The 21,375-nt window shown below is 35.9% G+C and carries 21 protein-coding genes; 15 read left to right on the plus strand and 6 right to left on the minus strand.

Annotation, left to right across the window (positions count from 1 at the left end):
* Window positions 1–41: 41 nt before the first annotated feature.
* A complete protein-coding gene (gene rph / locus O1449_RS00240; RefSeq protein ID WP_269229175.1) occupies window positions 42–758 on the plus strand; it encodes a ribonuclease PH in 717 nt (238 codons plus the stop codon).
* Window positions 759–1,068: 310 nt separating this feature from the next.
* Window positions 1,069–1,242, plus strand: a complete 174-nt coding sequence (locus O1449_RS00245; protein WP_269229174.1) for an ABZJ_00068 family colistin stress protein — start codon at window positions 1,069–1,071, stop codon at window positions 1,240–1,242.
* Between the two features lie 5 nt (window positions 1,243–1,247).
* On the opposite strand, the gene nadC is transcribed toward O1449_RS00245, so the two are convergent.
* Entirely contained in the window at window positions 1,248–2,093 is an 846-nt protein-coding gene (gene nadC / locus O1449_RS00250; protein ID WP_269229173.1) for a carboxylating nicotinate-nucleotide diphosphorylase, read from the minus strand.
* Between the two features lie 145 nt (window positions 2,094–2,238).
* Here nadC and ampD point away from each other — a divergent pair, with 145 nt between their 5' ends.
* Window positions 2,239–2,817, plus strand: coding sequence for a 1,6-anhydro-N-acetylmuramyl-L-alanine amidase AmpD (gene ampD / locus O1449_RS00255; RefSeq protein ID WP_269229172.1), 579 nt, complete (start codon window positions 2,239–2,241; stop codon window positions 2,815–2,817).
* Window positions 2,818–2,878: 61 nt separating this feature from the next.
* Window positions 2,879–4,429, plus strand: a complete 1,551-nt coding sequence (murJ, locus tag O1449_RS00260) for a murein biosynthesis integral membrane protein MurJ (RefSeq protein WP_269238812.1) — start codon at window positions 2,879–2,881, stop codon at window positions 4,427–4,429.
* A 32-nt stretch (window positions 4,430–4,461) separates the two neighbouring features.
* Here the strand turns inward: murJ and O1449_RS00265 are convergent, their stop codons facing one another.
* The 5 genes from O1449_RS00265 to O1449_RS00285 all read right to left on the minus strand — a co-directional run bounded on the left by O1449_RS00265 (window position 4,462) and on the right by O1449_RS00285 (window position 9,808).
* Window positions 4,462–5,145 carry an FKBP-type peptidyl-prolyl cis-trans isomerase gene (locus O1449_RS00265; protein ID WP_269229170.1) on the minus strand — a complete coding sequence of 228 codons (684 nt, stop codon included), beginning with the start codon at window positions 5,143–5,145 and terminating at the stop codon, window positions 4,462–4,464.
* A 46-nt stretch (window positions 5,146–5,191) separates the two neighbouring features.
* The gene (locus tag O1449_RS00270) at window positions 5,192–5,899 is read right to left on the minus strand and encodes an FKBP-type peptidyl-prolyl cis-trans isomerase (RefSeq protein ID WP_269229169.1); all 708 of its coding nucleotides are present in this window, start codon (window positions 5,897–5,899) and stop codon (window positions 5,192–5,194) included.
* A 177-nt stretch (window positions 5,900–6,076) separates the two neighbouring features.
* Complete coding sequence (locus O1449_RS00275) at window positions 6,077–8,260, minus strand: polysaccharide biosynthesis tyrosine autokinase (protein WP_269238813.1); 2,184 nt, start codon at window positions 8,258–8,260, stop codon at window positions 6,077–6,079.
* Window positions 8,261–8,276: 16 nt separating this feature from the next.
* Entirely contained in the window at window positions 8,277–8,705 is a 429-nt protein-coding gene (locus O1449_RS00280) for a low molecular weight protein-tyrosine-phosphatase (protein WP_269229167.1), read from the minus strand.
* Window positions 8,706–8,707: 2 nt separating this feature from the next.
* A complete protein-coding gene (locus tag O1449_RS00285; RefSeq protein ID WP_269238814.1) occupies window positions 8,708–9,808 on the minus strand; it encodes a polysaccharide biosynthesis/export family protein in 1,101 nt (366 codons plus the stop codon).
* 351 nt (window positions 9,809–10,159) lie between these two features.
* On the opposite strand from O1449_RS00285, the gene tviB reads away from it, so the two are divergent.
* The 11 genes from tviB to O1449_RS00340 are packed head-to-tail and all read left to right on the plus strand — an operon-like array spanning window position 10,160 to window position 21,358.
* On the plus strand, window positions 10,160–11,455 hold the full coding sequence (tviB, locus tag O1449_RS00290) for a Vi polysaccharide biosynthesis UDP-N-acetylglucosamine C-6 dehydrogenase TviB (RefSeq protein WP_269238815.1): 1,296 nt from the start codon (window positions 10,160–10,162) through the stop codon (window positions 11,453–11,455).
* 26 nt (window positions 11,456–11,481) lie between these two features.
* A complete protein-coding gene (locus tag O1449_RS00295; RefSeq protein ID WP_269239643.1) occupies window positions 11,482–12,432 on the plus strand; it encodes a Gfo/Idh/MocA family protein in 951 nt (316 codons plus the stop codon).
* Window positions 12,429–13,007 (plus strand): UDP-2-acetamido-3-amino-2,3-dideoxy-D-glucuronate N-acetyltransferase, encoded by a 579-nt coding sequence (gene wbpD / locus O1449_RS00300; RefSeq protein ID WP_269238816.1) that lies wholly within the window; start codon window positions 12,429–12,431, stop codon window positions 13,005–13,007. The genes O1449_RS00295 and wbpD overlap by 4 nt, the downstream gene beginning before the upstream one ends.
* Window position 13,008: 1 nt before the next feature.
* Entirely contained in the window at window positions 13,009–14,088 is a 1,080-nt protein-coding gene (locus O1449_RS00305) for a DegT/DnrJ/EryC1/StrS family aminotransferase (protein ID WP_269238817.1), read from the plus strand.
* 4 nt (window positions 14,089–14,092) lie between these two features.
* Window positions 14,093–15,211, plus strand: coding sequence for a glycosyltransferase (locus O1449_RS00310; protein ID WP_269238818.1), 1,119 nt, complete (start codon window positions 14,093–14,095; stop codon window positions 15,209–15,211).
* Window positions 15,211–16,629 carry a lipopolysaccharide biosynthesis protein gene (locus O1449_RS00315; protein WP_269238819.1) on the plus strand — a complete coding sequence of 473 codons (1,419 nt, stop codon included), beginning with the start codon at window positions 15,211–15,213 and terminating at the stop codon, window positions 16,627–16,629. Before O1449_RS00310 ends, O1449_RS00315 begins: the two co-directional genes overlap by 1 nt.
* Window positions 16,626–17,855 (plus strand): O-antigen ligase family protein, encoded by a 1,230-nt coding sequence (locus tag O1449_RS00320; RefSeq protein WP_269238820.1) that lies wholly within the window; start codon window positions 16,626–16,628, stop codon window positions 17,853–17,855. The genes O1449_RS00315 and O1449_RS00320 overlap by 4 nt, the downstream gene beginning before the upstream one ends.
* 2 nt (window positions 17,856–17,857) lie before the next feature.
* Window positions 17,858–18,967 (plus strand): glycosyltransferase, encoded by a 1,110-nt coding sequence (locus O1449_RS00325; RefSeq protein ID WP_269238821.1) that lies wholly within the window; start codon window positions 17,858–17,860, stop codon window positions 18,965–18,967.
* Window positions 18,960–20,099 carry a glycosyltransferase family 4 protein gene (locus O1449_RS00330; RefSeq protein WP_269238822.1) on the plus strand — a complete coding sequence of 380 codons (1,140 nt, stop codon included), beginning with the start codon at window positions 18,960–18,962 and terminating at the stop codon, window positions 20,097–20,099. The genes O1449_RS00325 and O1449_RS00330 overlap by 8 nt, the downstream gene beginning before the upstream one ends.
* On the plus strand, window positions 20,100–20,711 hold the full coding sequence (locus O1449_RS00335) for a sugar transferase (protein WP_269238823.1): 612 nt from the start codon (window positions 20,100–20,102) through the stop codon (window positions 20,709–20,711). It abuts the gene before it with no gap.
* A complete protein-coding gene (locus O1449_RS00340; protein ID WP_269238824.1) occupies window positions 20,708–21,358 on the plus strand; it encodes a NeuD/PglB/VioB family sugar acetyltransferase in 651 nt (216 codons plus the stop codon). Before O1449_RS00335 ends, O1449_RS00340 begins: the two co-directional genes overlap by 4 nt.
* Window positions 21,359–21,375 lie beyond the last annotated feature (17 nt).

The following is a 21,375-nucleotide window of genomic DNA, read 5'->3' on the forward strand; positions in this document are numbered from 1 at the left end:
ATGGTGCAATTATATTTGTGCCATCGTTTTAAGGAATCATTATGCGTATTGACCAAAGAGCATTAGACCAGTTACGTGAAGTAAAAATCACCCGTAACTATACCCGTTACGCAGAAGGTTCAGTTTTGGTTGAATTTGGTCATACCAAAGTGTTGTGTACAGCAAGTATTGATAACTCAGTTCCACGTTTCTTGAAAGGTAAAGGGCAAGGTTGGGTGACTGCTGAATACGGTATGTTGCCACGTTCGACACATACACGTAGTGACCGTGAGGCAGCGCGCGGTAAGCAAACAGGACGTACCCAAGAAATCCAACGTCTCATTGGTCGTAGTCTTCGTGCCATGGTGGATTTGAAGAAGTTGGGTGAGAACACGATTACGATTGACTGTGATGTGATTCAAGCAGATGGCGGTACTCGCACAGCAGCCATTACAGGTGCAGCTGTGGCTTTAGTTGATGCCATGAATGTGTTACTGAGCAATAAAAAGATTAAACAAGACCCATTAAAAGGTCTCGTAGCAGCAATTTCAGTAGGAATGTACCAAGACGAAGTTCTACTCGATTTGTGTTACGAAGAAGATTCAAATTGCCAAACGGATTTGAATGTGGTGATGACACAAGCGGGCGAATTTATTGAAATTCAAGGAACGGCAGAAGAGAAACCGTTCACTCGCCAGCAGTCTAATGCCATGTTAGAGCTTGCAGAAAAAGGAATCGCAGAATTGATTCAGAAGCAACAGCAGGCACTCGGTTGGTAATCTCCAGTTGATAGTGCGGGCGGTCTGGTATGTTTAGACCGCCTTTTTTTTATTTATCAATTTAGATGCTAATGAAGCATAAACCTATAAATACCTAGGAAAATGAGTATAAGCCAAGTCAAAAGTCCAACCATAACAGATCAACACTGACCTGTTGCCAAGGGCTGTAACAGCAAGCAAAAAATAAACAGGTCAATTTATTCCTCAACATAAAATCACACAATCTTTGCAGTTTGTCACATAACCCATTTATTTGACTCATTTTGGATTGATAGACTAGAAAAATTAAGAATAAATAAGGAAGGGGAACATGGTACAAGTTTTTCTAGTGTTATTAACTGCAGTGACTTTTGTGCTAATGGCGGCAGATCCAAGACCTACTGATTCAGCTGAAGCTAAATCAGCGTGGACTGAGAAAGTCGAAACAACAAACATTTCGACTTCTGATGAACTTAAAACACAGTCATCGGATGATGATGCTTAGAATATTTAAGCATTAAAACGCATAGATAAGTCTACAGCGCGAACATCTTTAGTGAGTACGCCCATTGAAATATAGTCGACGCCTGTGGTTGCAACTTCGCGCAAGTTTTCAATTGTAATATTACCAGAAGCCTCTAATTTACAACGCCCCGCAACATGCTTGACCGCATCAATCATTTGTTGCTGGCTAAAATTATCTAACATCACGATATCTGCACCAGCTTCAAGTGCTTGGTTTAACTCGTCCCAAGTCTCAACTTCTACTTCGACAGGTTTACCTGGTGCAATGTCATGTGCTTTGCTAATCGCTTGAGCAATACCACCAGCTGCCATGATATGGTTTTCTTTAATTAAGAATGCATCAAATAGACCTAAACGATGGTTCTGTCCACCACCCACAGCAACTGCATATTTTTGTGCAATACGTAGACCGGGTAAGGTTTTACGTGTATCAAGCAATTTGGTATTTAAACCCTCAAGTTGTTGCACATAATTTGCAGTTTTAGTCGCCACAGCAGAAAGAGTTTGAATGAAGTTTAAAGCAGGGCGTTCCACAGTCAGTAAACTACGCGCAGAACCAGCGAGTTTTAAAAAAGCCTCATTTGCAGCAACATGCTCACCTTCTTGTTTAAGCCATGTGATTTGTACGGAGTCATCATACGCTTGAATCAGCGCATTGACCCAAGGCTGACCAGCTAAAACCATATCTTCACGGGTAATAATCGTTGCGGTTGCTTGCTCTTCTTCAGGGGTAAGCATTGCGGTAATATCACCATCCCCAATATCTTCTTGTAATGCTTGTTGAATATTGATTTGAATAGATTGTTCAAGCAAAGATTGAGGAATACTCATACCCGTTCCAGTATATTTATGACCAAAAAACTTGTGCGATATATTAGCACCCTCCTCATAAAAAATAAGTATTTCATCTCGATTATTCGTGATAAAGCATGTCAGAATGCAGTAGATAAACATTAAATTGCTGATTCGGGTCATAATGCAACAGGCTAAATTTACTCAAGTGCAAGATGGAAAATTAATCGGTGCGACCCAGATTGCATCACCTAATTTTAATACTCGTCCTGATGATACGGATATTCAACTAATTGTTATTCATAATATTAGTTTGCCACCCTCACAGTTTGGTGGAGGCTATATTCAGCAGTTTTTTCAAAATAAATTAGATTGGTCTATCCATCCATATTTTCAGACCATTGAAGGGATGCAGGTATCCGCACATTTGCTGATCTTGCGTACAGGAGAGGTCATTCAATTTGTAAACTTTAATGACCGTTCATGGCATGCAGGACGTTCCAGTTATCTGGCTCAAAAAGAATGTAATGACTATTCGATTGGCATCGAATTAGAAGGCAGCGATGATTTGCCTTTTGAAATTGAACAATATCAGGCTTTGGTAGAAGTCGTAACACTACTGCGACAGGCCTATCCAAAAATTCAGAATCATATTGCAGGTCACTCTGATATCGCCCCAAAACGTAAAACAGATCCAGGACCATATTTTGATTGGCAGTTGTTCCGCCAACAACTCGCTAAAAAAACTTCGTCGGATTTATGATTTCACAACGAAATCTATTTGGACTTTCATTACAATAACGCTTTTTAAAGATAAGCCGTAGGTGAATGCGATGGCATTGTGGCGATCGACTGTCATTGTCAGTGCAATGACGATGTTATCCCGAATTTTGGGATTAGTGCGTGATGTTGTGCTACTCAATGTATTTGGTGCGGGCAAGGACTTCGATACTTTCGTCGTTGCCTTTCGTATTCCCAATTTTTTTCGGCGACTCTTCGCAGAAGGGGCTTTTTCTCAAGCATTCATTCCTGTTCTAACTGAATATAAAACCAGTCGTGCGCATGCCGAAGTTCAGATTCTCATTAGTCGAGTTTTTGGTTGTCTACTCACAGCCATGTCATTATTGACGTTTGTCGCAATGGTTGCTGCACCTGCAATTATTTATATCTACGCACCCGGATTTCATAACGATCCTGAGAAATTTGACCTCGCTGTTGATATGTTTCGTCTTACGATTCCCTATCTGATGTTCATGTCATTAACGGCTTTTGCGAGTAGCATCTTAAATAGTTATGGTTCATTTGCATCGCCAGCCTTTTCACCTGTGTTGCTGAATCTGGCAATGATTGCAGGGGCGTGGTGGCTAACGCCGTATATGGCTGAACCGATTATGGCATTAGGATGGGCTGTTGTCGTGGCAGGTGTTTTACAGCTCGCGATTCAGATTCCTGAGTTATGGAATAAGAACTTACTGATTCCCCCGAAAGTTGATTTTAAGCATGAAGGTGTTAACCGTATTTTAAAACTGATGTTACCTGCTTTATTTGGTGTATCAGTCACGCAGATCAACTTATTGCTGAATACGATTTGGGCTTCATTCATGCAAGATGGTTCAGTGTCATGGTTATATAGTGCTGAACGTATGACAGAGCTTCCACTCGGTTTAATCGGCGTAGCAATCGGTACCGTGATTTTACCTTCGTTATCAGCGCGTCATGCAGAACAAGACCAAGCTAAATTTAAGAGCATGATCGATTGGGCTGCTAAAATCATCATGCTTGTTGGTATTCCTTCGAGCATCGCATTATTTATGTTGTCTACACCGATTATTCAAGCCTTGTTCCAACGTGGTGAATTTACGTTGGAAGATACACGAATGACAGCATTAGCCTTGCAATGTATGAGTGCAGGCGTGATCTCATTTATGTTGATCAAAGTGTTTGCACCTGGGTTTTACGCTCAGCAAGACACCAAAACCCCTGTTCGTGTAGGTTTGATGGCAGTGGCTGCGAATGCGATTTTAAACGTCGTCTTTATTGGCTTGTTTAAGTTAATTGATTGGCATGCAGAACATATGGCTTTAGCTTTAGCATCATCAGGTTCAGCTTTGGTGAATGCGTGTATGCTATATTTCTATTTACATAAACGGAATATTTATCGATTTGGTGCGCATTGGAAGAAACTAGCGTTCCAATATGCAATTGCGAACATCACTATGATTGTCGCACTTTGGTATGGTTTAAGTTGGTATCAAGGCGATATTTCACAATGGTTACGCATCGCTGAAGTGGCTGGTTTATGTGTAATTGGTGTTATTGCGTATGCTATTGGGCTTTTTGCAACAGGCTTTCGCCCAAGACAACTTAAGCATTAATATAAAAAACCTCCTGTACAGGAGGTTTTTTCTTATTTCACTTCTAGTAATTCAATATCGAAAATTAGTGTGCTATTTGGTGCAATCACATCACCTGAACCCACTTCGCCATATGCTAAATTTGCTGGAATAAAGAAACGACTCTTACCACCTACTTTCATGGTTTGAACGCCTTCAGTCCAACCGGCAATGACTTGATTAAGTTTGAATTCAACTGGATGATTTCGTGCAATTGAACTGTCAAATACCGTATCGTCTAAGAGTCGTCCTTCGTAATTTACTTTCACTGTTGAAGTTGCTTTAGGTGATTTGCCTTTGCCTTCTTGGATCACTTGGTACTGTAAACCTGATTTGGTGGTTATAATCTCAGCTTTCTTTGTGTTTTCAGCTAAAAATGCTTTTCCAATTTGCTCATTTTTTTGAGCAAGTTCCTGAAATTCTACCAGTTGTTTTGCTTCGAGACGCTTTTTATATTGGCTTAATAGATTAATCATTTCTTCATCAGTTAACGATGCAGACTTACCTTGTATCGCTTCTTCTAGACCTTGTGAGATTGTTGCAATATCAAGATCTTTTAATGTCTCAGCGTAACTCTTACCAATTAAATAACCGTAACTATATCCCAACTGATCTTTTTGTGGGCTTTTTAAAGTAATGGGTGCTGCATGTGCTGTCCCCAGCATTGAAGCAATTAAAATCAAACTTAGTTTTTTCATTATTTCTTCCAAAATAAAGGAGAGCTTATGCTCTCCTTGTTACTAATTATTTTACAGCGATTAACTCGACATCAAAAATTAATGTGCTATTTGGTGGAATAGAACCCGGAACGCCTTGTTCTCCATAAGCAAGTTGAGAAGGGATATAAAACGTTGCTTTACCACCTTCTTTCATTAATTGTAAACCTTCTGTCCAACCCGGAATGACTTGGTTGAGTGGAAATTCGATTGGCTCACCACGGTCATAAGAACTATCAAAGACCTTACCATCTGTTAATTGACCTTTATAGTGAACTTTCACAACAGACGTTGCGACAGGTTGTTTGCCAGTACCTTCTTTAATAATTTTGTACTGTAAACCGGAAGCCGTTGTTTTCACACCTTCTTTTTTCGCATTCTCAGCTAAAAAACTATTGTTTGTGGTTTCAGCTTTTTTTGTTTCATTAAGTTGTTTTTGTTGAAGTTCCTTTTGGAATTCCATATAAGCAGCTTGTAATTCTTCTTCGGTGTATGCAGCAGGCTTTTTGGCATGCCCATCACGGAAACCTGTGATAAATGCAGCTGTTTCCAATTCAGGTGGTGTTTGTTTTGCAACTTCATAGCCTAAGGCATAACTGATTTTTGCAACAGGTGCTGCATTCTTATCCGCTTTTGATCCAAGTTCAGTCGTTGGATGCTGAGTAGCATAGTAAACAGGAACAAGGGCTGCGCCACCTAAAACGACTGCTGCAATGACAGGTAAAGCTTTACTCATGAGATGTCCGAAGTAAGATTTTAATAAAAAATATGGTCATGATCTTAGCATGTCTAAGCTTAAGCATTGAATAACTCAGCTAAAAAATGCGTGTATTTTTTATATAGTTTATGTGTTTATCAATAAAAAGCCAGACTTTGAGATCTGGCCTTTTGACATGACTATCATGATGGATTTTTAATCATTGTTATTTGCTTTGTAAGCATAGGAATAATTGTATCCATATCCATAACCAGCACTTGCACGTTGAATATCATTTAAAATGAAGCCATTTACTTTAACATTCGCTTGTTCAAAACGATTTAAACTCAGTTCAAGTTCTTTCATTTGTGACTTAGCATAGCGCGCTACAAGTAAGTTTACACCCGCATATTGAGAAATGATAATTCCATCGGTCACGGCAAGTACAGGCGGTGTATCAATGATAATATGATCATATTCTTGGCTTAATTGATTAAGTAATAATTCAAACTGCTCAGATCCTAACATTTCTGAAGGATTCGTAGGACTTTTACCTCGTGTAATAACACTTAAGCCTGACACCTCAGTTGTATTGACGACTTGGTTTAAATCAGCTTGATGACTTAAAAATTCAGATAAACCAGGCTTTACGTCTAAATTAAAATATTTATGCATGTAGCCACGACGCATATCTGCATCAATTAACAAAACTTTCTTGTTACTCTGTGCAAAGATAGTTGCCAAATTGGTTGAGATAAATGATTTACCAACTTCAGGAGAAGGGCCTGCAATCACAATGACATTGTTTTTTGCACTTGCGAGTGCAAAATGAATCGCAGTTCGAATACTACGTAAGCTTTCGATTGCAATATCATCATTATGCTTAACCGCAAGGATAGGAATAGTTTTCTTTTTCTTTAAAATACTGATACGTGTCTCTTGAATCGGAGAGCGAGGTACAGTTGAGTAAACAGGTAAATTAAATTCGTTTTCAATTTGCCCACTATCTTTGATGCCCGTACGTAACATATTGCGCAATAATGCAATTACTGTGCCTAAGAAGCCACCCAAGAACATAGCAAGAATAAGCACTTGTAGTTTCTTCGGCTTAATTGGTTCAACTGGTTCAACCGCAGTATCAACAATACGAACATTACCAATTTCTCCTGCTTTTGCGATTCGGAGTTGTTGATACGAATTCAATAAAGCAGTGTAAAGTTGGGTTTTTACTTCAACTTCACGATAAAGTTGTAAATATTGGCGTTGCAAATCAGGTAATTGTTTTAATGTAGTATTTAATTCACCAATCTGTTTATTAATTGCAGAAATTTGAGCGTTAATTTCTCTCATCGCTGGATGTTCAGTTGTATATTTCGCTGACAAATCTGCTTGTTGCTGTTGTAATTCTATTTTTTTAGTTTCTAACGTGATGCTCTGAGTAAGGTAAAGTTCAGATTCTTTGGTGACATCAACAGTATTATATTTTTGACGAAATTTATTAAATTCTCGTTCAGCATCATCGAGCTGTTTTTTTAACTCTGGTAGTTGTTCATCTAAGAATTTAAGTGTTTGAGCTGTTTCAGCAGAACGACGAGCAACATTTTGAGCACTATAAGCTGATAATATTGCATTTAAAACCTTGGTAATATGTTGTTTATCTTGACCTTGATAACTTAAACCAAGAATTCCAGTCATTTTACCTCTTTCTGCAACTGTATAATTTGAACTAAGAGCATTGACAGCAGCGGGTAAAGATTTCTTTTGAATTCGATATGCACTGGTTAAAGTGTCTTTTGTAAAAACACTTATTTTCCATGAGCCATATTTATTTTGAATGGAGTTTGATTGATTAATGATGCCGGTAAATATAATTTGATCATTTTGGGGATTTACTAAGAAAAAGTCCCGATTTTTGAAAGTAAGGTTAAGTCCTTTATCAATAAATTGATTTGGTATTAGAAAATCTCGGACTTCAAACTGCTTGGTATTATCTTTAAAAATGACTGACTTAGAATTATATTCAGTCATAAAATGTGGTTTTTTCAATAAACGATTACGTAAAGTATCTTCTGTACTTGAAATATTGAGATCAAGATGAAGTGCTTGAATCACTGATCCTAAGACTAAACGGGATTTTAAAATTTCGATTTCAGACTGAGCAGGTGATTTTTGATCAATCATTTGTGACAAGTCGCCTAATAAAGCAGCTGAGGCTCCCTTACTGTCTTCAACTTGAACTAAGGCATCAACTGAATAGGTATCAGGTGTTGCACGAAGGTACAAAAGTGCACATACAAGACTAAGAATGATAAATAAAGCAATTAATTTCCATTGAGCAATAAGAGAGAAAAAAAGCTCTTTCAAGTCAATTGTGTCTTCAGTATTAGTATTTTGGCTCATAATCTTAATCTAAAAGTTAAATATAATTTTTCCAATCAGTGACACACTGTTGAATAAGCTGACATGTCTCATCGAAAAAGGCCTGATCATGCTGATATGGGTCTGGCACATTTTTATTTTGCCAATGGCCTAAGCGGAAAACTTTTCCTTTAGCAAAAGGCCAAGTTTGTTCAATATGAGCTTGCTGATTTTTACTCATGACGAGGATTAAATCAGCTTGTTTTAAATGCCCAGAGTTTAGTTTCTTGGCAATATGGGCACTCATATCAATACTTAAGTGCTGCATACACAATTGAGCTTTTTCATCGGCGGGGTGACCTGTAAGACCAGCAATACCAGCAGATTCAATATTCAACTCAGGATAGTCTCGTTTGAGTAGATACTCTGCCATAGGGCTACGACAAATATTACCAACGCAAACCACTAAAATACTTCGAATCTGCATGATTACTTACCTAGCTGATCAAAGCTATAAAGTGCGCTGGAGAAAGGTACAATCTGGTTCATAACACGTTGCCAGCGAGTTAAGCCTGTTGCATCAATATAAACAATATCATTACTACGCAAACGGAATTGATTTGCTAGCCCAAAGTCACCTAGACTCATTAAATTCAAATGATAAAGTTCAGTTCGTCGATCATTTGCATTAGTGCGTAATACATAAATTCGGCTAGCACTTGCGGATAAAGGATTTAGACCCAAACCCTCCCCAAGAGCATCGCTTAAAGTCATGCCCTGATCACGCATTGGTAGTGCTTGGTTTTTACCCGATTCACCCATGATGTATATTTTCTGATTTTCTTTGGTACTAACGTAGACTGTATCGTTTGGTTGCATTAAAAGTTTGTGTAGCGAATAGCCTGATTTTTCTAATTCAAGTGTGTTGAGGTTATAAGTGATGCCATTACGGACTAATTGTATGTATGTGTTGTCACCTTGATCTGAGACACCACCAGCCATACCTAGTGCGGTATATATGTTGATAGGTTGGTCATTTAAATAAAATTGACCACCTTTCCTTACACTTCCTTGAACAGAGTAACGTTGTCCTTGATAGTTTAAGACTCGAACGATTACGTCAGGAGTTTTTAAATAATGAGCAAATTGATTTCGTAATTCCGAATTTAATTGACTTAAAGTTTTACCGGATGCCTTGTATCGACCTACTAAGGGCAATTGGATGAATCCATTATAATCAATAGGGTATCCATTGGCTTGAATCGATTGATCATTCGTCAGATTGTTTACAGGTGGGGTGATTTCAGGGTATGCCCAAAGTTGAATGGATAAAACATCACCTGAACTTAAACGATAAATTTGCTGAGGTTGTGTGAATAGCGAGGTGTAGTTCTGTTGATTATTGAGTTGTGTCGGTTTGATTGTCTGCAAAGTATCTTGAGTAATTTTTATTACACTTACAGTGGTTCCAAGATCAGTTTTATAGATCCCTTCACTCGGAATATCATAGGTTTGTAAACCAGAAGTGACAGCACACCCTACAGCGCTTATGCTAATTGCAAGGATGGAAAATAGTTGATAATGCTTCACACTTTACCCTTGAATATTTATATATAATTTAATATCAGCTGCGGCACAAATAATCTGTGCGTAGACTTAGAATTTTGCTTATTCTAGCTTAAAAATCTTAAAAAATCATCGACAAAAGCCTTTGCTTTGTATGCGAAGTATATCTGATAGGTAGGGATTGTCTTGTTAATCATTGATAATATTATATTTTAGTTGAATTTATTAATTGGGATGACGCTAGATGGAAATACGTCATACAATTTCGTTATAGCGTGAAGAAAAACTCTGTTATATTGTGCACAGAAAAATTGATGGTTTCTATTTTCGTTCATTTGAATTTTTAAATATGTTGTAGGGATGAAGGCTAATTTTATGAAACTTGCCGAATTAAAAATAGCAATTATTGGTTTGGGATATGTAGGTTTACCGTTAGCTGTTGAGTTTGGGAAAAAAAGTTCAGTTATTGGGTTTGATATTAATCATAATCGTATCGATGAGCTGAAGCGTGGAGAGGACCATACTTTAGAAGTCTCATCAGATGACCTTAAAAAAGCAGATCAGCTTAACTTTAGTGCGAATTTACATGATTTAAAAGAAGCTAATTTTTTTATTGTTACAGTTCCAACACCAGTTGATCAAGTAAATCGTCCAGATTTAACACCTTTGAAAAAAGCGAGTGAAACAGTAGGTCAAGCTTTAAAAAAAGGTGACATCGTCGTTTACGAATCAACAGTTTACCCTGGGGCAACAGAAGAAGTTTGTATTCCAATTTTAGAGAAAATATCGGGTTTAAAATTCAATCAAGACTTCTTTGCAGGTTATAGCCCTGAACGTATAAATCCTGGGGATAAGATTAATACTTTAACCAAGATTAAAAAAATAACCAGTGGCAGTACGCCAGAAATTGCGAATACTGTTGATGCCGTCTACGCTAGTATTATTACGGCAGGCACTCATAAAGCATCTAGTATTAAAGTCGCAGAAGCAGCCAAAGTAATTGAAAATACACAGCGTGATTTAAATATTGCTTTGGTCAATGAACTTTCAGTGATTTTTGACCGTTTGGGTATCGATACTATCGATGTACTTGAAGCAGCTGGAAGTAAATGGAACTTTTTGCCATTTCGCCCAGGTTTAGTAGGTGGGCATTGTATTGGTGTTGATCCATACTATTTAACACATAAAGCGGAAGAGGTGGGTTATCACCCACAAGTGATTCTGGCTGGTCGCCGTATCAATGACAACATGGCACGTTATGTTGCACGTAATACTATTAAAAAAATGCTTCAAAATGGTATCGATGTCCCTCGTGCAAAAGTTGGTGTGCTAGGGGTAACTTTTAAAGAAAACTGCCCTGATATTCGTAACAGTAAAGTTGCAGACTTAATTAAAGAGTTTGAGGCTTGGGGGGCTCAAGTGGTTGTGTCCGACCCATGGGCTGATGCTGAAGAAGTGAAGCACGAGTATGGTATTGAGTTGGGGCTTGTTGATGCTGAACACCCTGTCGATGCACTTGTTGTCGCTGTTGGACATAATGAATTCCGTAACTTGTCTGCTGCCGAACTAAAAACATATGTGCGCAGCGATAAGCCTGTTCTTGCGGATGTTAAAGGCCTATTTAATCGCACAATCATAGCTGAACATGGTTTTACAGTATTCCGTCTATAATTTAGAAATTGAAAAGAAGTGAAATGATGAAAAAATTTGCTCTTATTGGTGCAGCCGGATACATCGCACCACGTCATCTTAAAGCGATTAAAGAAACAGGCAATACTTTAACTGTTGCTATGGATGTGAATGACTCTGTAGGGATTATGGATAGTCATTTTCCTGAGGCTGAGTTCTTCACTGAGTTTGAAGAATTTGAAGCGTATGTAGAAGACCAAAAATTAAAAGGTGAAAAGCTAGATTATGTTGCAATCTGCTCACCGAACTATTTACATGCACCTCATATGAAATATGCTTTGAAAAATGGCATTGAGGTCATTTGTGAAAAGCCATTGGTATTAAATTCAGAAGATTTAAATATGCTGTCTGAATATGAAAAACAATATAGTGCCAAGGTAAACTCGATTTTACAACTACGTTTACACCCATCAATTATTGCATTGCGTGATAAAGTTCAAGCTGCGCCAGCAGATAAAGTATTTGATGTTGACCTAACTTACCTGACTTCCCGTGGGAAATGGTATTTAAAATCATGGAAGGGCGTGGACAATAAATCAGGTGGTGTAGCCACTAATATTGGTGTGCATTTCTATGACATGCTTCATTTTATTTTTGGCAAAATCGTTAAAAATGAAGTGCATTTCCGTGACGAAAAAACGGCTTCTGGTTATTTAGAGTATGAGCGTGCGCGTGTACGTTGGTTCTTGTCAATTAATGCGAATAATTTACCAGAAAATGCAGTGCAAGGCGAAAAACTGACTTACCGTAGTATCACGATTGAAAATGAAGAGCTTGAATTCTCTGGTGGTTTCACCGATCTACATACACAAAGCTATCAGCGTGTATTAGAAGGCAAAGGTTACGGTATTGAAGAAAACCGTGCTGCGATTGAAACAGTTGAAGTGATTCGCGTTTCACCAATTATTGAAAACCCGTCAAATCCACACCCATTATTGGCAAAGGTGAAAAAGGCATGAGCTTTTATCAACATGAAACAGCCATAGTTGATGATGGTGCACAAATTGGTGAAGATTCACGTGTTTGGCATTTTGTTCATGTATGTAGTGGCGCCAAAATCGGTAAAGGCGTGTCTTTAGGTCAAAACGTATTTGTGGGTAACCGCGTTGTCATTGGTGATCACTGTAAAGTTCAAAATAATGTATCGGTTTACGATAATGTCGTTCTGGAAGAGGGCGTGTTTTGTGGCCCAAGCATGGTTTTTACCAATGTATATAACCCGCGCTCTTTGATAGAACGCAAAGATCAATATCGTGACACACTGGTGAAAAAGGGTGCCACATTAGGCGCAAACTGTACTATTGTCTGTGGTGTTACCATTGGTGCTTATGCATTTGTTGGAGCTGGTGCAGTCGTAAATAAAGATGTGCCTGCCTATGCGTTAATGGTGGGGGTGCCGGCTAAACAGATTGGTTGGATGAGTGAATTTGGTGAGCAGCTTGATCTTCCTTTACAAGGACAGGTACAAGTAACCTGTTTTCATACAGGAGCAGTTTATCAACTCGATGGAACGACATTAACAAAGCAGAGTTAATATGATTGACTTTATTGATTTAAAAGCACAGCAAAATCGAATTAAAGATAAAATTGATGCAGGTATTCAGAGTGTATTGACACATGGTCAATATATTCTGGGGCCAGAAGTAACAGAACTAGAAGAAAAGTTAGCTGCTTATGTTGGCGTAAAATACTGTATTACTTGCGCGAATGGGACAGATGCTCTGCAAATTGCACAAATGGCATTTGGGATTGGACAAGGTGATGAAGTAATTACTCCAGGTTTTACTTATATTGCTACTGCTGAAACTGTTGCATTATTAGGTGCAAAGCCTGTTTATGTCGATGTAAATTCTAAAACTTATAATTTAGATGTCGAAAAACTAGAAGCAGCAATTACACCTAAAACAAAGGCTATTATTCCTGTGAGTTTATATGGTCAGTGTGCTGACTTTGATGCCATCAATGCGATTGCCAGGAAGTATAATCTTCCTGTGATTGAAGATGCTGCACAAAGTTTTGGAGCGACTTATAAAGGTCGTAAAAGCTGTAATTTAAGTACAGTTGCTTGTACTAGTTTTTTCCCAAGTAAACCATTAGGTTGTTATGGCGATGGTGGTGCAATTTTCACTAATGACGAGGAGTTAGCTAAAGTCATTCGACAAATTGCTCGCCATGGACAAGATCGTCGTTATCACCATATTCGAGTTGGCGTTAATAGCCGTTTAGATACTATTCAAGCAGCAATTTTATTACCAAAATTAGAAATTTTGGATGATGAAATGCAGGCTCGTCAAAAAGTAGCTGAAAATTATAATCAGTTATTTAATCAAGTCGGTGTTCACACCACACCATACTTAGAGCCACATAATACCAGCGCATGGGCACAATATACGATTCAGGTCGATAATCGAGCAGAAATCCAAAAAAAGTTACAAGAGCAAGGTATTCCAACAGCTGTACATTATCCAATTCCATTGAATAAACAACCAGCAGTTGCTGATAAAAATGTATCGTTACCTGTAGGTGATGCGATTGCAGAAAGAGTAATGAGTTTGCCTATGCATCCTTATTTATCTTTAGACGCACAAGAAAAAATTGTTACATCATTAGGATAACGTAATGAAAAAAATGCTTGTGATTGGAGATGGAGATTCTGTTTTTATCAAGGATTTTGTTAATCAGTATGACAAAAAGGGTGTATCAGTTGATTTAATATCCTTCGGGCAAGAGATCAAAAATAAATTTGTACGTACACAAAAGAATATCACTGTAAAATTTGGTTTTTCATTTTCAGCTTTAAATAGTCTGTTTGAATTAAGTAAGATTATTGATGAACTGGATGATGACTATGATGTCATCGTCATACATTTTGTTTATTTTTTCCTAGGACCGTATATTTTTAAATTAAAAAGAAAAACAAATCGACTGGTGTCTGTTATCTGGGGAAGTGATTTTTATCGTATTGCCTCAAAGTTTAAATTTTTTCTTCAAAAGTTAGTATTTAAAGGTTCTGATGCAATTATTTTTACAAACCCAAAAACAAAGGCTTTATTTATTGAAAAAAAAGCAGCAATAGCAACTGAGCTTTATGTAGCTAGATTTGGATTGCCTGCTTTAGACGAAATTGACCGGCTGAAAAATGAAGATTATTTTGCTTTGTGTACTAATTTTAATTTACCAATTAATAAAATAAAAATTATGGTAGGTTATAATGCTAATTTAGCGCATCAGCAATTGAAAGTAATTGATAAAGTTGCTGAGCTAAATATAGAGGTTTTAGATAATATTCATTTGGTTTTTCCACTTGCTTATGGTGGGAATAGTAAGGAATTGATTAAAGAAGCATTAGATCAAAATAAAAATATTAAATATACTATTCTAGATCAATTCTATGATTTTCATGAGATAGCTAAGTTAAGATCAGTTGTTGATATTCTTATTAATATACAACCTACAGATCAGTTCAGTGGATCTATGCAGGAAACATTATATGCTGGAGGTTGGGTGTTAGCAGGTAGTTGGTTGCCGTATCAACAACTAACAGAATTAACATCTAAATTAATATTAATTGATTCAGTAGAAGATGTTGCGGAAAAGTTGAATGTCATGGTTCTGAATGGGTGTAAAAAGTCAGCAAGTAATAATGAATTGGTTAGAAATTTTATTAAAAAATCATCAAGTTGGAAAGAAAATATTCCTATTTGGGATGATATATTATTTCCCAATGAGGTAGGGTAATGTACCTAAAAAAAATTCTAGGCTATGCTTTAGGTCCTATAGGTGGAGGGATATTAAGCCTTATAAGCCTTCCTTTAATTACTTGGTTTTATAGCGTTGAAGATGTTGGTCGAATTTCAATGCTTCAAGTTTTTACGAGCTTTGCTGTTCTTTTATTTGGGTTAGGATTAGATCAAGCTTATGTTCGAGAGTATCATGAAACATATAATAAAGCCTTATTATTAAAAACTCTTATATTTCCTTGTCTTTTTTTTAGTCTTTTTTCTGTTTTTCTTATCCTTATATATAATTCAAATATTTTATCTATTTGGTTATACGGAATAGATAGTACATATTTAAGCGTCATAACTATAATATGCTTTGTTGCTGCATTATTAACTAGATTCCTTTCTTTAGTGTTGCGAATGCAAGATAGAGCTTTTGCTTTTTCTATTAGTCAATTATTGCCAAAATTATTGTTGTTAATTTTTATTATAGGTGTTTTCCTTTTGGGGGGGCCCAGAGATACTTTTAGTCTGTTGTCTATAAATATGTTATCAATAGTTTCTGCATTCGTATTTTATGCATTTAATACTAGAAAAGATTGGTTAAACTCTATTCAAGAGAGAATAGATAAGGAACAACTTAAAAAGTACTTTTTTTTCGGCTTCCCTTTATTGATTGGAGCTTTAGCCTCTTGGGCTTTGAATATGTCTGATAGGCTTTTTCTTCGTCAATTTTCTAATTATCATGAATTAGGTATTTACTCTGTTTCAATGAGTATAGCTGGTGCCGTAACTATTATAGCAACAATTTTTAATACGATATGGGCACCTGTAGTCTATAAATGGGTGAGTGAGGGTAGCGTAGATTATAATAAAATAGATGAGATTACTGAATATTTATTGATGATTATATTTTTTTTAGCGGTCTTATCTGGTTTGTTCTCATGGATAATTCCCTTTTTCTTGCCTAGTCAGTATTTAACAGTACAAAGTTTAATTGTAGCATGTGTAATCGGGCCACTTTTTTATACGCTCTCAGAGACAACAGCTATTGGTATCGCTATAGTAAGAAAAACGAGCTTACTTATGGTCGCTTCAATTATGGCGATGTTAGTTAACATTTTAGGGAATTATTTTTTAGTTCCTATATTAGGTTCATCAGGATCAGCTATCGCATTTGCTACTTCATTTTGGATTTTTTTTGTTATAAGAACTGAATTTTCTAAACTTGTTTGGCGAGATATTTCTACTTTTAGAACATATCTCATCACCTTTGTAATTTTAATTTTATCAATATTAAATGTTTTTAATTTTAAAGATTTAATTCCTAATTTTTTAATATGGTTGTTTATGTTTTTTATAGGCTTGATGATTTTCAGGAGAAGAATTTTAAAGATATTAACCTTGGTAATGGCTAAAAGGATTAATATATGAGTTTTTTGGTGATTAAAAAGAAGTCTATAATAAGTTTCTTGTTTTTTATTAGTTATTTCTTCTGTATTCTTTCTGATATATTTTACTTTCAATTCGCTGGTAGTTCTATTTCATATTTTTTTATTTTACACCTACCTGTTTTACTTTTACTTTTTTTTCTTTATCCAAAAGTTTTAACTAATAATATTTTTGTTGTCTGGTATTTGTGGTTTTTTGTTATAATTGTATTTTCTGTTTTGGGGGCTTTCCTCTATAGCAATATTGGATTGTTGGCACAAATGTATATATATATATTTATACCGATAATTTTCTTTTATTTTGGCTACTTAGTTAATTTTAGATTTCTATTTTGGATTAATGGTTTTTTTATATCGATTTGCTTTTTCTTCTCAGTTGGTCAGTTTCTTTTTTTTAATTATGGGTTGGGTGGGCCTTTAGGCTTATTTGAGTTTCTCACTCTCTTAATAAATAAAAGTCAAATTGGGTTGGGAGTGGAAGAAATTGGAGCAAGAGCGACAGGTTTCTTTGTAAACCCTAATATTCTTGGTTTTTTCTCAGGACTCTCTTTCTTCTTTTTCTTAATAACAAAAAAATATTTAAAAGAGCAAAGTATTTTCTCAATAATTTTTATTTTTTTAAGTCTGCTTTGTGTCATGCTGTCAATTTCTAGAACAAGTATGGTTGGATTATTTATTGGCTATAGTGTGATTTTATTTTATTCCTTTAAACAAGGAAATAAAATTGAGAGCATGAAGGGGGTATTGGGTTCTTTTTTTGCTGTATCTTTGTCTGTTTTTTTAATGTTTAAATTTTCTTCAGATTATTATTTGGAAAGGACAGTCGAGATTGGAAATGTTGCTAATCAGGGAGCAGAAGGCTCAGGTAATTTAAGCGGCCGCTTAAATGCGTGGATAAATCTTATTGACTATGTAACCCTTAATCCATTTGGGACTATCATTCCTCCTCAATTAGCCTTAGAAGAATCTCCAGATAGTCAGTTTATTTATTTCTTAACACAGGGCGGTATAATGCTCCTTATTGTTTTTTCAATCCTTTTGTTGAGTATACTATTTATTTTTAAAAAAACAAAATCAGAATATTTTTTAGCTGTTTTTATGTTTGTCTTAATAAGTTGTTTAACTTTTGTTTCATTTAACTCATTCGTAATATCTCTTTTTTGGTTAATGATTGGGCTATGTTTCAAGATGAAAGATAGTAGGTGTTAAATATGAAGTTTTTACATTGTGCTATAATGCTCTCTTATTCTTCTGGTATATACCAACAAATGTGTTGGGAGCAAAAAGCAGCTAATATACTAGGTAAAGATTTAACGGTTAAAATTTTCTGCCCTCAGAATACTTATCCTAATCATGAGGTGGTTTTTCCTAGCCGTATGTCTAAATCGACAGGCTTTATTAAGAAAGCTTATGCATGGTTTCAGATAAGAAAAGAGTTTTATAATTGGCTATTAAACGAAAGCTCTAATTATGATGTGATTCTTTTAAGATATAGTGTTCATGATCCCTTCTTATTAAATTTTCTAAATAAGATCAAAATACCAGTTTATTTAGTACATCATACTCTTGAATTACCAGAACTAAATAGTCTGGGCATTTTGGGAAAGTGTCGTGGGCAAGCTGATAGTTTGCTAGGAAGAGCTTGTATATCAAAAGCAGCTGGTATAATTGGTGTGACTCATGAGATTGTTGAATTTGAGCAAACACGCATTATAAAGAAAAAAGAAAAAACATTAGTTTATCCTAATGGTGTATTTCTAGAATCAAAACTTTTTAATGATAATAGATCAGATATTCCAGAAATTTTATTTGTGGCAAGTTACTTTTTCGAATGGCACGGATTGGATCTCCTATTAGTTAACTTGAAAAATACAGATGAAAAATTTATTCTTCATGTGGTTGGTAATGTAGAGCAAGCTGATAAAGAACTAGCTATAAACGATAATCGTGTTATTTTTCATGGTCAACTTAGTACAAAAGAAATTAATGATCTAGCACAAAAATGTTGGGTTGGTTTATCCTCTTTTGCTTTATATCGAAAAGGTATGCACGAGGCTTGTACACTAAAAGTTAGAGAATATCTTAGTTTAGGGCTTCCTGTATATTCTGGGCATAGGGATATTTTTCCTGAGGACTTTTCTTATTATAAGAATGGAGCTCCTGATTTTGACTCTATTTTAGAATTCAGTAAAGATGTAAGAGTTTCTTCTAGAGAGCATGTGTTTAATTGTTCTGAGAGTTTTATTAATAAAGTTAATTTGGTTGATGATTTAATTAATCAATTGGAAAGATTAAACTATTCCTGTGAATCTCATGACTAAGAAAATTGTTATTATTGGTACAATTGCATCAAGCTTTTATGGTTTTCGTGCAGATTTGATTAAATCTTTACGTTATAAAGGGTACGTGATCTATGCTTTTATTTCAGAGTATAAAGATACTGATTTAGAAAAAATAAGCTCTTTAGGCGCAATTCCTGTAACTTATGAATTAAATCGTGGAGGATTGAATCCTTTATTAGATTTAATAGCAACTTATAAGCTTTCCCATAAAATTCGTGAAATTAAACCCGATATCGTTTTCTCATACTTTAGTAAACCTGTTATTTTTGGAACTTTAGCTGCTAAATTGGCAGCAGTGCCTCGTCGAATTGGTATGTTAGAAGGTTTAGGATATACATTTACTGATCAGCCTAATGGAATATCCTCTAAGGCTAAGTTAATACGGAATATTCAGATCTTCTTATATAGAATCACATTTCCCTATTTAGATACGTTAATTTTTTTAAACCCTGATGATCCTATAGATTTAGTAAAAAAATATTCTTTAACAATAAAAAGTGTAAGTATCTTAGGTGGAATCGGATTAAATTTGAACGAATATCCTTATCGACCTGCTGCTACGATAAATGTACAAAAAATGCGATTCTTATTTATCGGTAGATTGCTGAAAGAAAAAGGTATACATGAATTTGTAGCAGCAGCAAAGCTTGTAAAAAAAGAATATCCAGATAGTCAATTCACTGTACTAGGGGCGATTGATAAGAGTAATTTAGGGGCCTTATCTGAGACTGAGTTACTAGATCTAATAGAAACGGGAATTATAGAATACCCTGGTCATGTTGATAACATTCAGGAATGGATTGCCAATAGTGATGTTTTTGTTCTGCCGTCTTATCGTGAGGGTGTCCCTAGAAGTACCCAGGAAGCAATGGCAATTGGTCGAGCAATTATCACTACAGATGTCCCAGGATGCAGGGAAACTGTCGTTAATGGTTTGAATGGTTTTATTGTTCCAAAGTGGAATGCTGAAGAATTGGCAAAAAAAATGATATATTTTTTAGAACATCCAGATCAGGTTAGAACTATGGGAGATGCTAGTTATAAGATTGCCATAGAAAAATTTGATGCCGATAAAGTCAACCACAAATTGCTTAATATTTTAGGTCTATAAATGCTTAAACGTTTACTTGATATTGTGATTGCATCAATTGCATTGGTAATTCTATCGCCTTTATACATTTTTGTAGCTTATAAAGTGAAAAAAAATCTAGGCTCCCCAGTTCTTTTCCGTCAGGTACGTCCAGGATTAAATGGGATACCTTTTGAAATGATTAAATTTAGGACGATGAAAGATGCAGTTGATATACAAGGGAATCCATTACCTGATCACGAACGTTTAACCCCTTTTGGAAAAATGTTACGTTCAACAAGTCTGGATGAAATGCCTGAGTTATGGAATGTCATCAAAGGTGATATGAGTATTGTAGGGCCTCGTCCATTACTCATGGAATATTTACCACTTTATAATAATGAACAAGCGAAACGACATAACGTTCGTCCTGGTATGACTGGTCATGCCCAAGTGAATGGGCGTAATGCAATTGGCTGGGATGAGAAATTCAAACTTGATACATGGTATGTTGAAAATCAATCAGTTTGGTTAGATTTCAAAATTATGTTTAAAACCGTCAAAAAAGTCATTGCTAAGGATGATATTAATGAAGCTGGCGAAGCAACGATGAGTAAATTTACAGGTACTAACAAGAAGGAAGTTGATAGATGAAAGAACTTATTGGTGTCTATGGTGCAAGCGGTTTTGGTAAAGAGGTTATGCCATTAGTTCGTGAAAAATTTCCAACATTAAATAAACATCAGTTTGTATTTATTGATGATGGACAAGCAGGCAGCTTTTTGAATGGTTATAATGTATTAAACTATTCAGACTTTATTGCAAATGCATCAACATATAAAGCTGTTACTATTGCGATTGCAAATAGCAAGGTGCGAGAAAAACTAGCCAATAGATTGACGCAGGATGGTATTCAACATTTAGCTATACAAGCAATCAATACAGTTATTTTAGATGAAGTTGAGGTAGGAGAAGGTAGTTTACTTTGCCCATTTACCTGTCTGACTTCAAATATTAAAATTGGAAAATTTTTCCATGCTAATATTTATAGCTATGTTGCTCATGACTGTGTGATTGGCGATTATGTGACTTTTGCACCAGGTGTAAAATGCAACGGAAATATTCATATTGAAGATCATGCCTATATTGGCACTGGTGCAGTCATTAAGCAAGGTACACCAGATAAACCTCTAGTGATTGGAAAAGGTGCGGTGGTCGGTATGGGCGCAGTCGTTACAAAGAGTATTCCAGCTGGTGTCACAGTGGTTGGAAATCCTGCACGAATTTTAGAGAAAAAATAGATTTTATCAGCAATATA

This window comes from Acinetobacter sp. TR3 (genome assembly GCF_027105055.1).
Lineage (GTDB): Bacteria > Pseudomonadota > Gammaproteobacteria > Pseudomonadales > Moraxellaceae > Acinetobacter.

Excerpts from the sequence above, each read along its gene's own strand:
- O1449_RS00320 (WP_269238820.1), top strand. The coding sequence starts at position 16,626 with ATGAGTTTTTTGGTGATTAAAAAGAAGTCTATAATAAGTTTCTTGTTT.
- O1449_RS00310 (WP_269238818.1), top strand. The coding sequence starts at position 14,093 with ATGAAAAAAATGCTTGTGATTGGAGATGGAGATTCTGTTTTTATCAAG.
- O1449_RS00315 (WP_269238819.1), top strand. The coding sequence starts at position 15,211 with ATGTACCTAAAAAAAATTCTAGGCTATGCTTTAGGTCCTATAGGTGGA.
- O1449_RS00245 (WP_269229174.1), top strand. The coding sequence starts at position 1,069 with ATGGTACAAGTTTTTCTAGTGTTATTAACTGCAGTGACTTTTGTGCTA.
- O1449_RS00305 (WP_269238817.1), top strand. The coding sequence starts at position 13,009 with ATGATTGACTTTATTGATTTAAAAGCACAGCAAAATCGAATTAAAGAT.
- O1449_RS00330 (WP_269238822.1), top strand. The coding sequence starts at position 18,960 with ATGACTAAGAAAATTGTTATTATTGGTACAATTGCATCAAGCTTTTAT.
- ampD (WP_269229172.1), top strand. The coding sequence starts at position 2,239 with ATGCAACAGGCTAAATTTACTCAAGTGCAAGATGGAAAATTAATCGGT.
- O1449_RS00325 (WP_269238821.1), top strand. The coding sequence starts at position 17,858 with ATGAAGTTTTTACATTGTGCTATAATGCTCTCTTATTCTTCTGGTATA.
- O1449_RS00295 (WP_269239643.1), top strand. The coding sequence starts at position 11,482 with ATGAAAAAATTTGCTCTTATTGGTGCAGCCGGATACATCGCACCACGT.
- nadC (WP_269229173.1), bottom strand. The coding sequence starts at position 2,093 with ATGAGTATTCCTCAATCTTTGCTTGAACAATCTATTCAAATCAATATT.
- O1449_RS00335 (WP_269238823.1), top strand. The coding sequence starts at position 20,100 with ATGCTTAAACGTTTACTTGATATTGTGATTGCATCAATTGCATTGGTA.
- tviB (WP_269238815.1), top strand. The coding sequence starts at position 10,160 with ATGAAACTTGCCGAATTAAAAATAGCAATTATTGGTTTGGGATATGTA.
- wbpD (WP_269238816.1), top strand. The coding sequence starts at position 12,429 with ATGAGCTTTTATCAACATGAAACAGCCATAGTTGATGATGGTGCACAA.
- O1449_RS00265 (WP_269229170.1), bottom strand. The coding sequence starts at position 5,145 with ATGAAAAAACTAAGTTTGATTTTAATTGCTTCAATGCTGGGGACAGCA.
- O1449_RS00340 (WP_269238824.1), top strand. The coding sequence starts at position 20,708 with ATGAAAGAACTTATTGGTGTCTATGGTGCAAGCGGTTTTGGTAAAGAG.
- O1449_RS00270 (WP_269229169.1), bottom strand. The coding sequence starts at position 5,899 with ATGAGTAAAGCTTTACCTGTCATTGCAGCAGTCGTTTTAGGTGGCGCA.
- O1449_RS00280 (WP_269229167.1), bottom strand. The coding sequence starts at position 8,705 with ATGCAGATTCGAAGTATTTTAGTGGTTTGCGTTGGTAATATTTGTCGT.
- rph (WP_269229175.1), top strand. The coding sequence starts at position 42 with ATGCGTATTGACCAAAGAGCATTAGACCAGTTACGTGAAGTAAAAATC.
- O1449_RS00275 (WP_269238813.1), bottom strand. The coding sequence starts at position 8,260 with ATGAGCCAAAATACTAATACTGAAGACACAATTGACTTGAAAGAGCTT.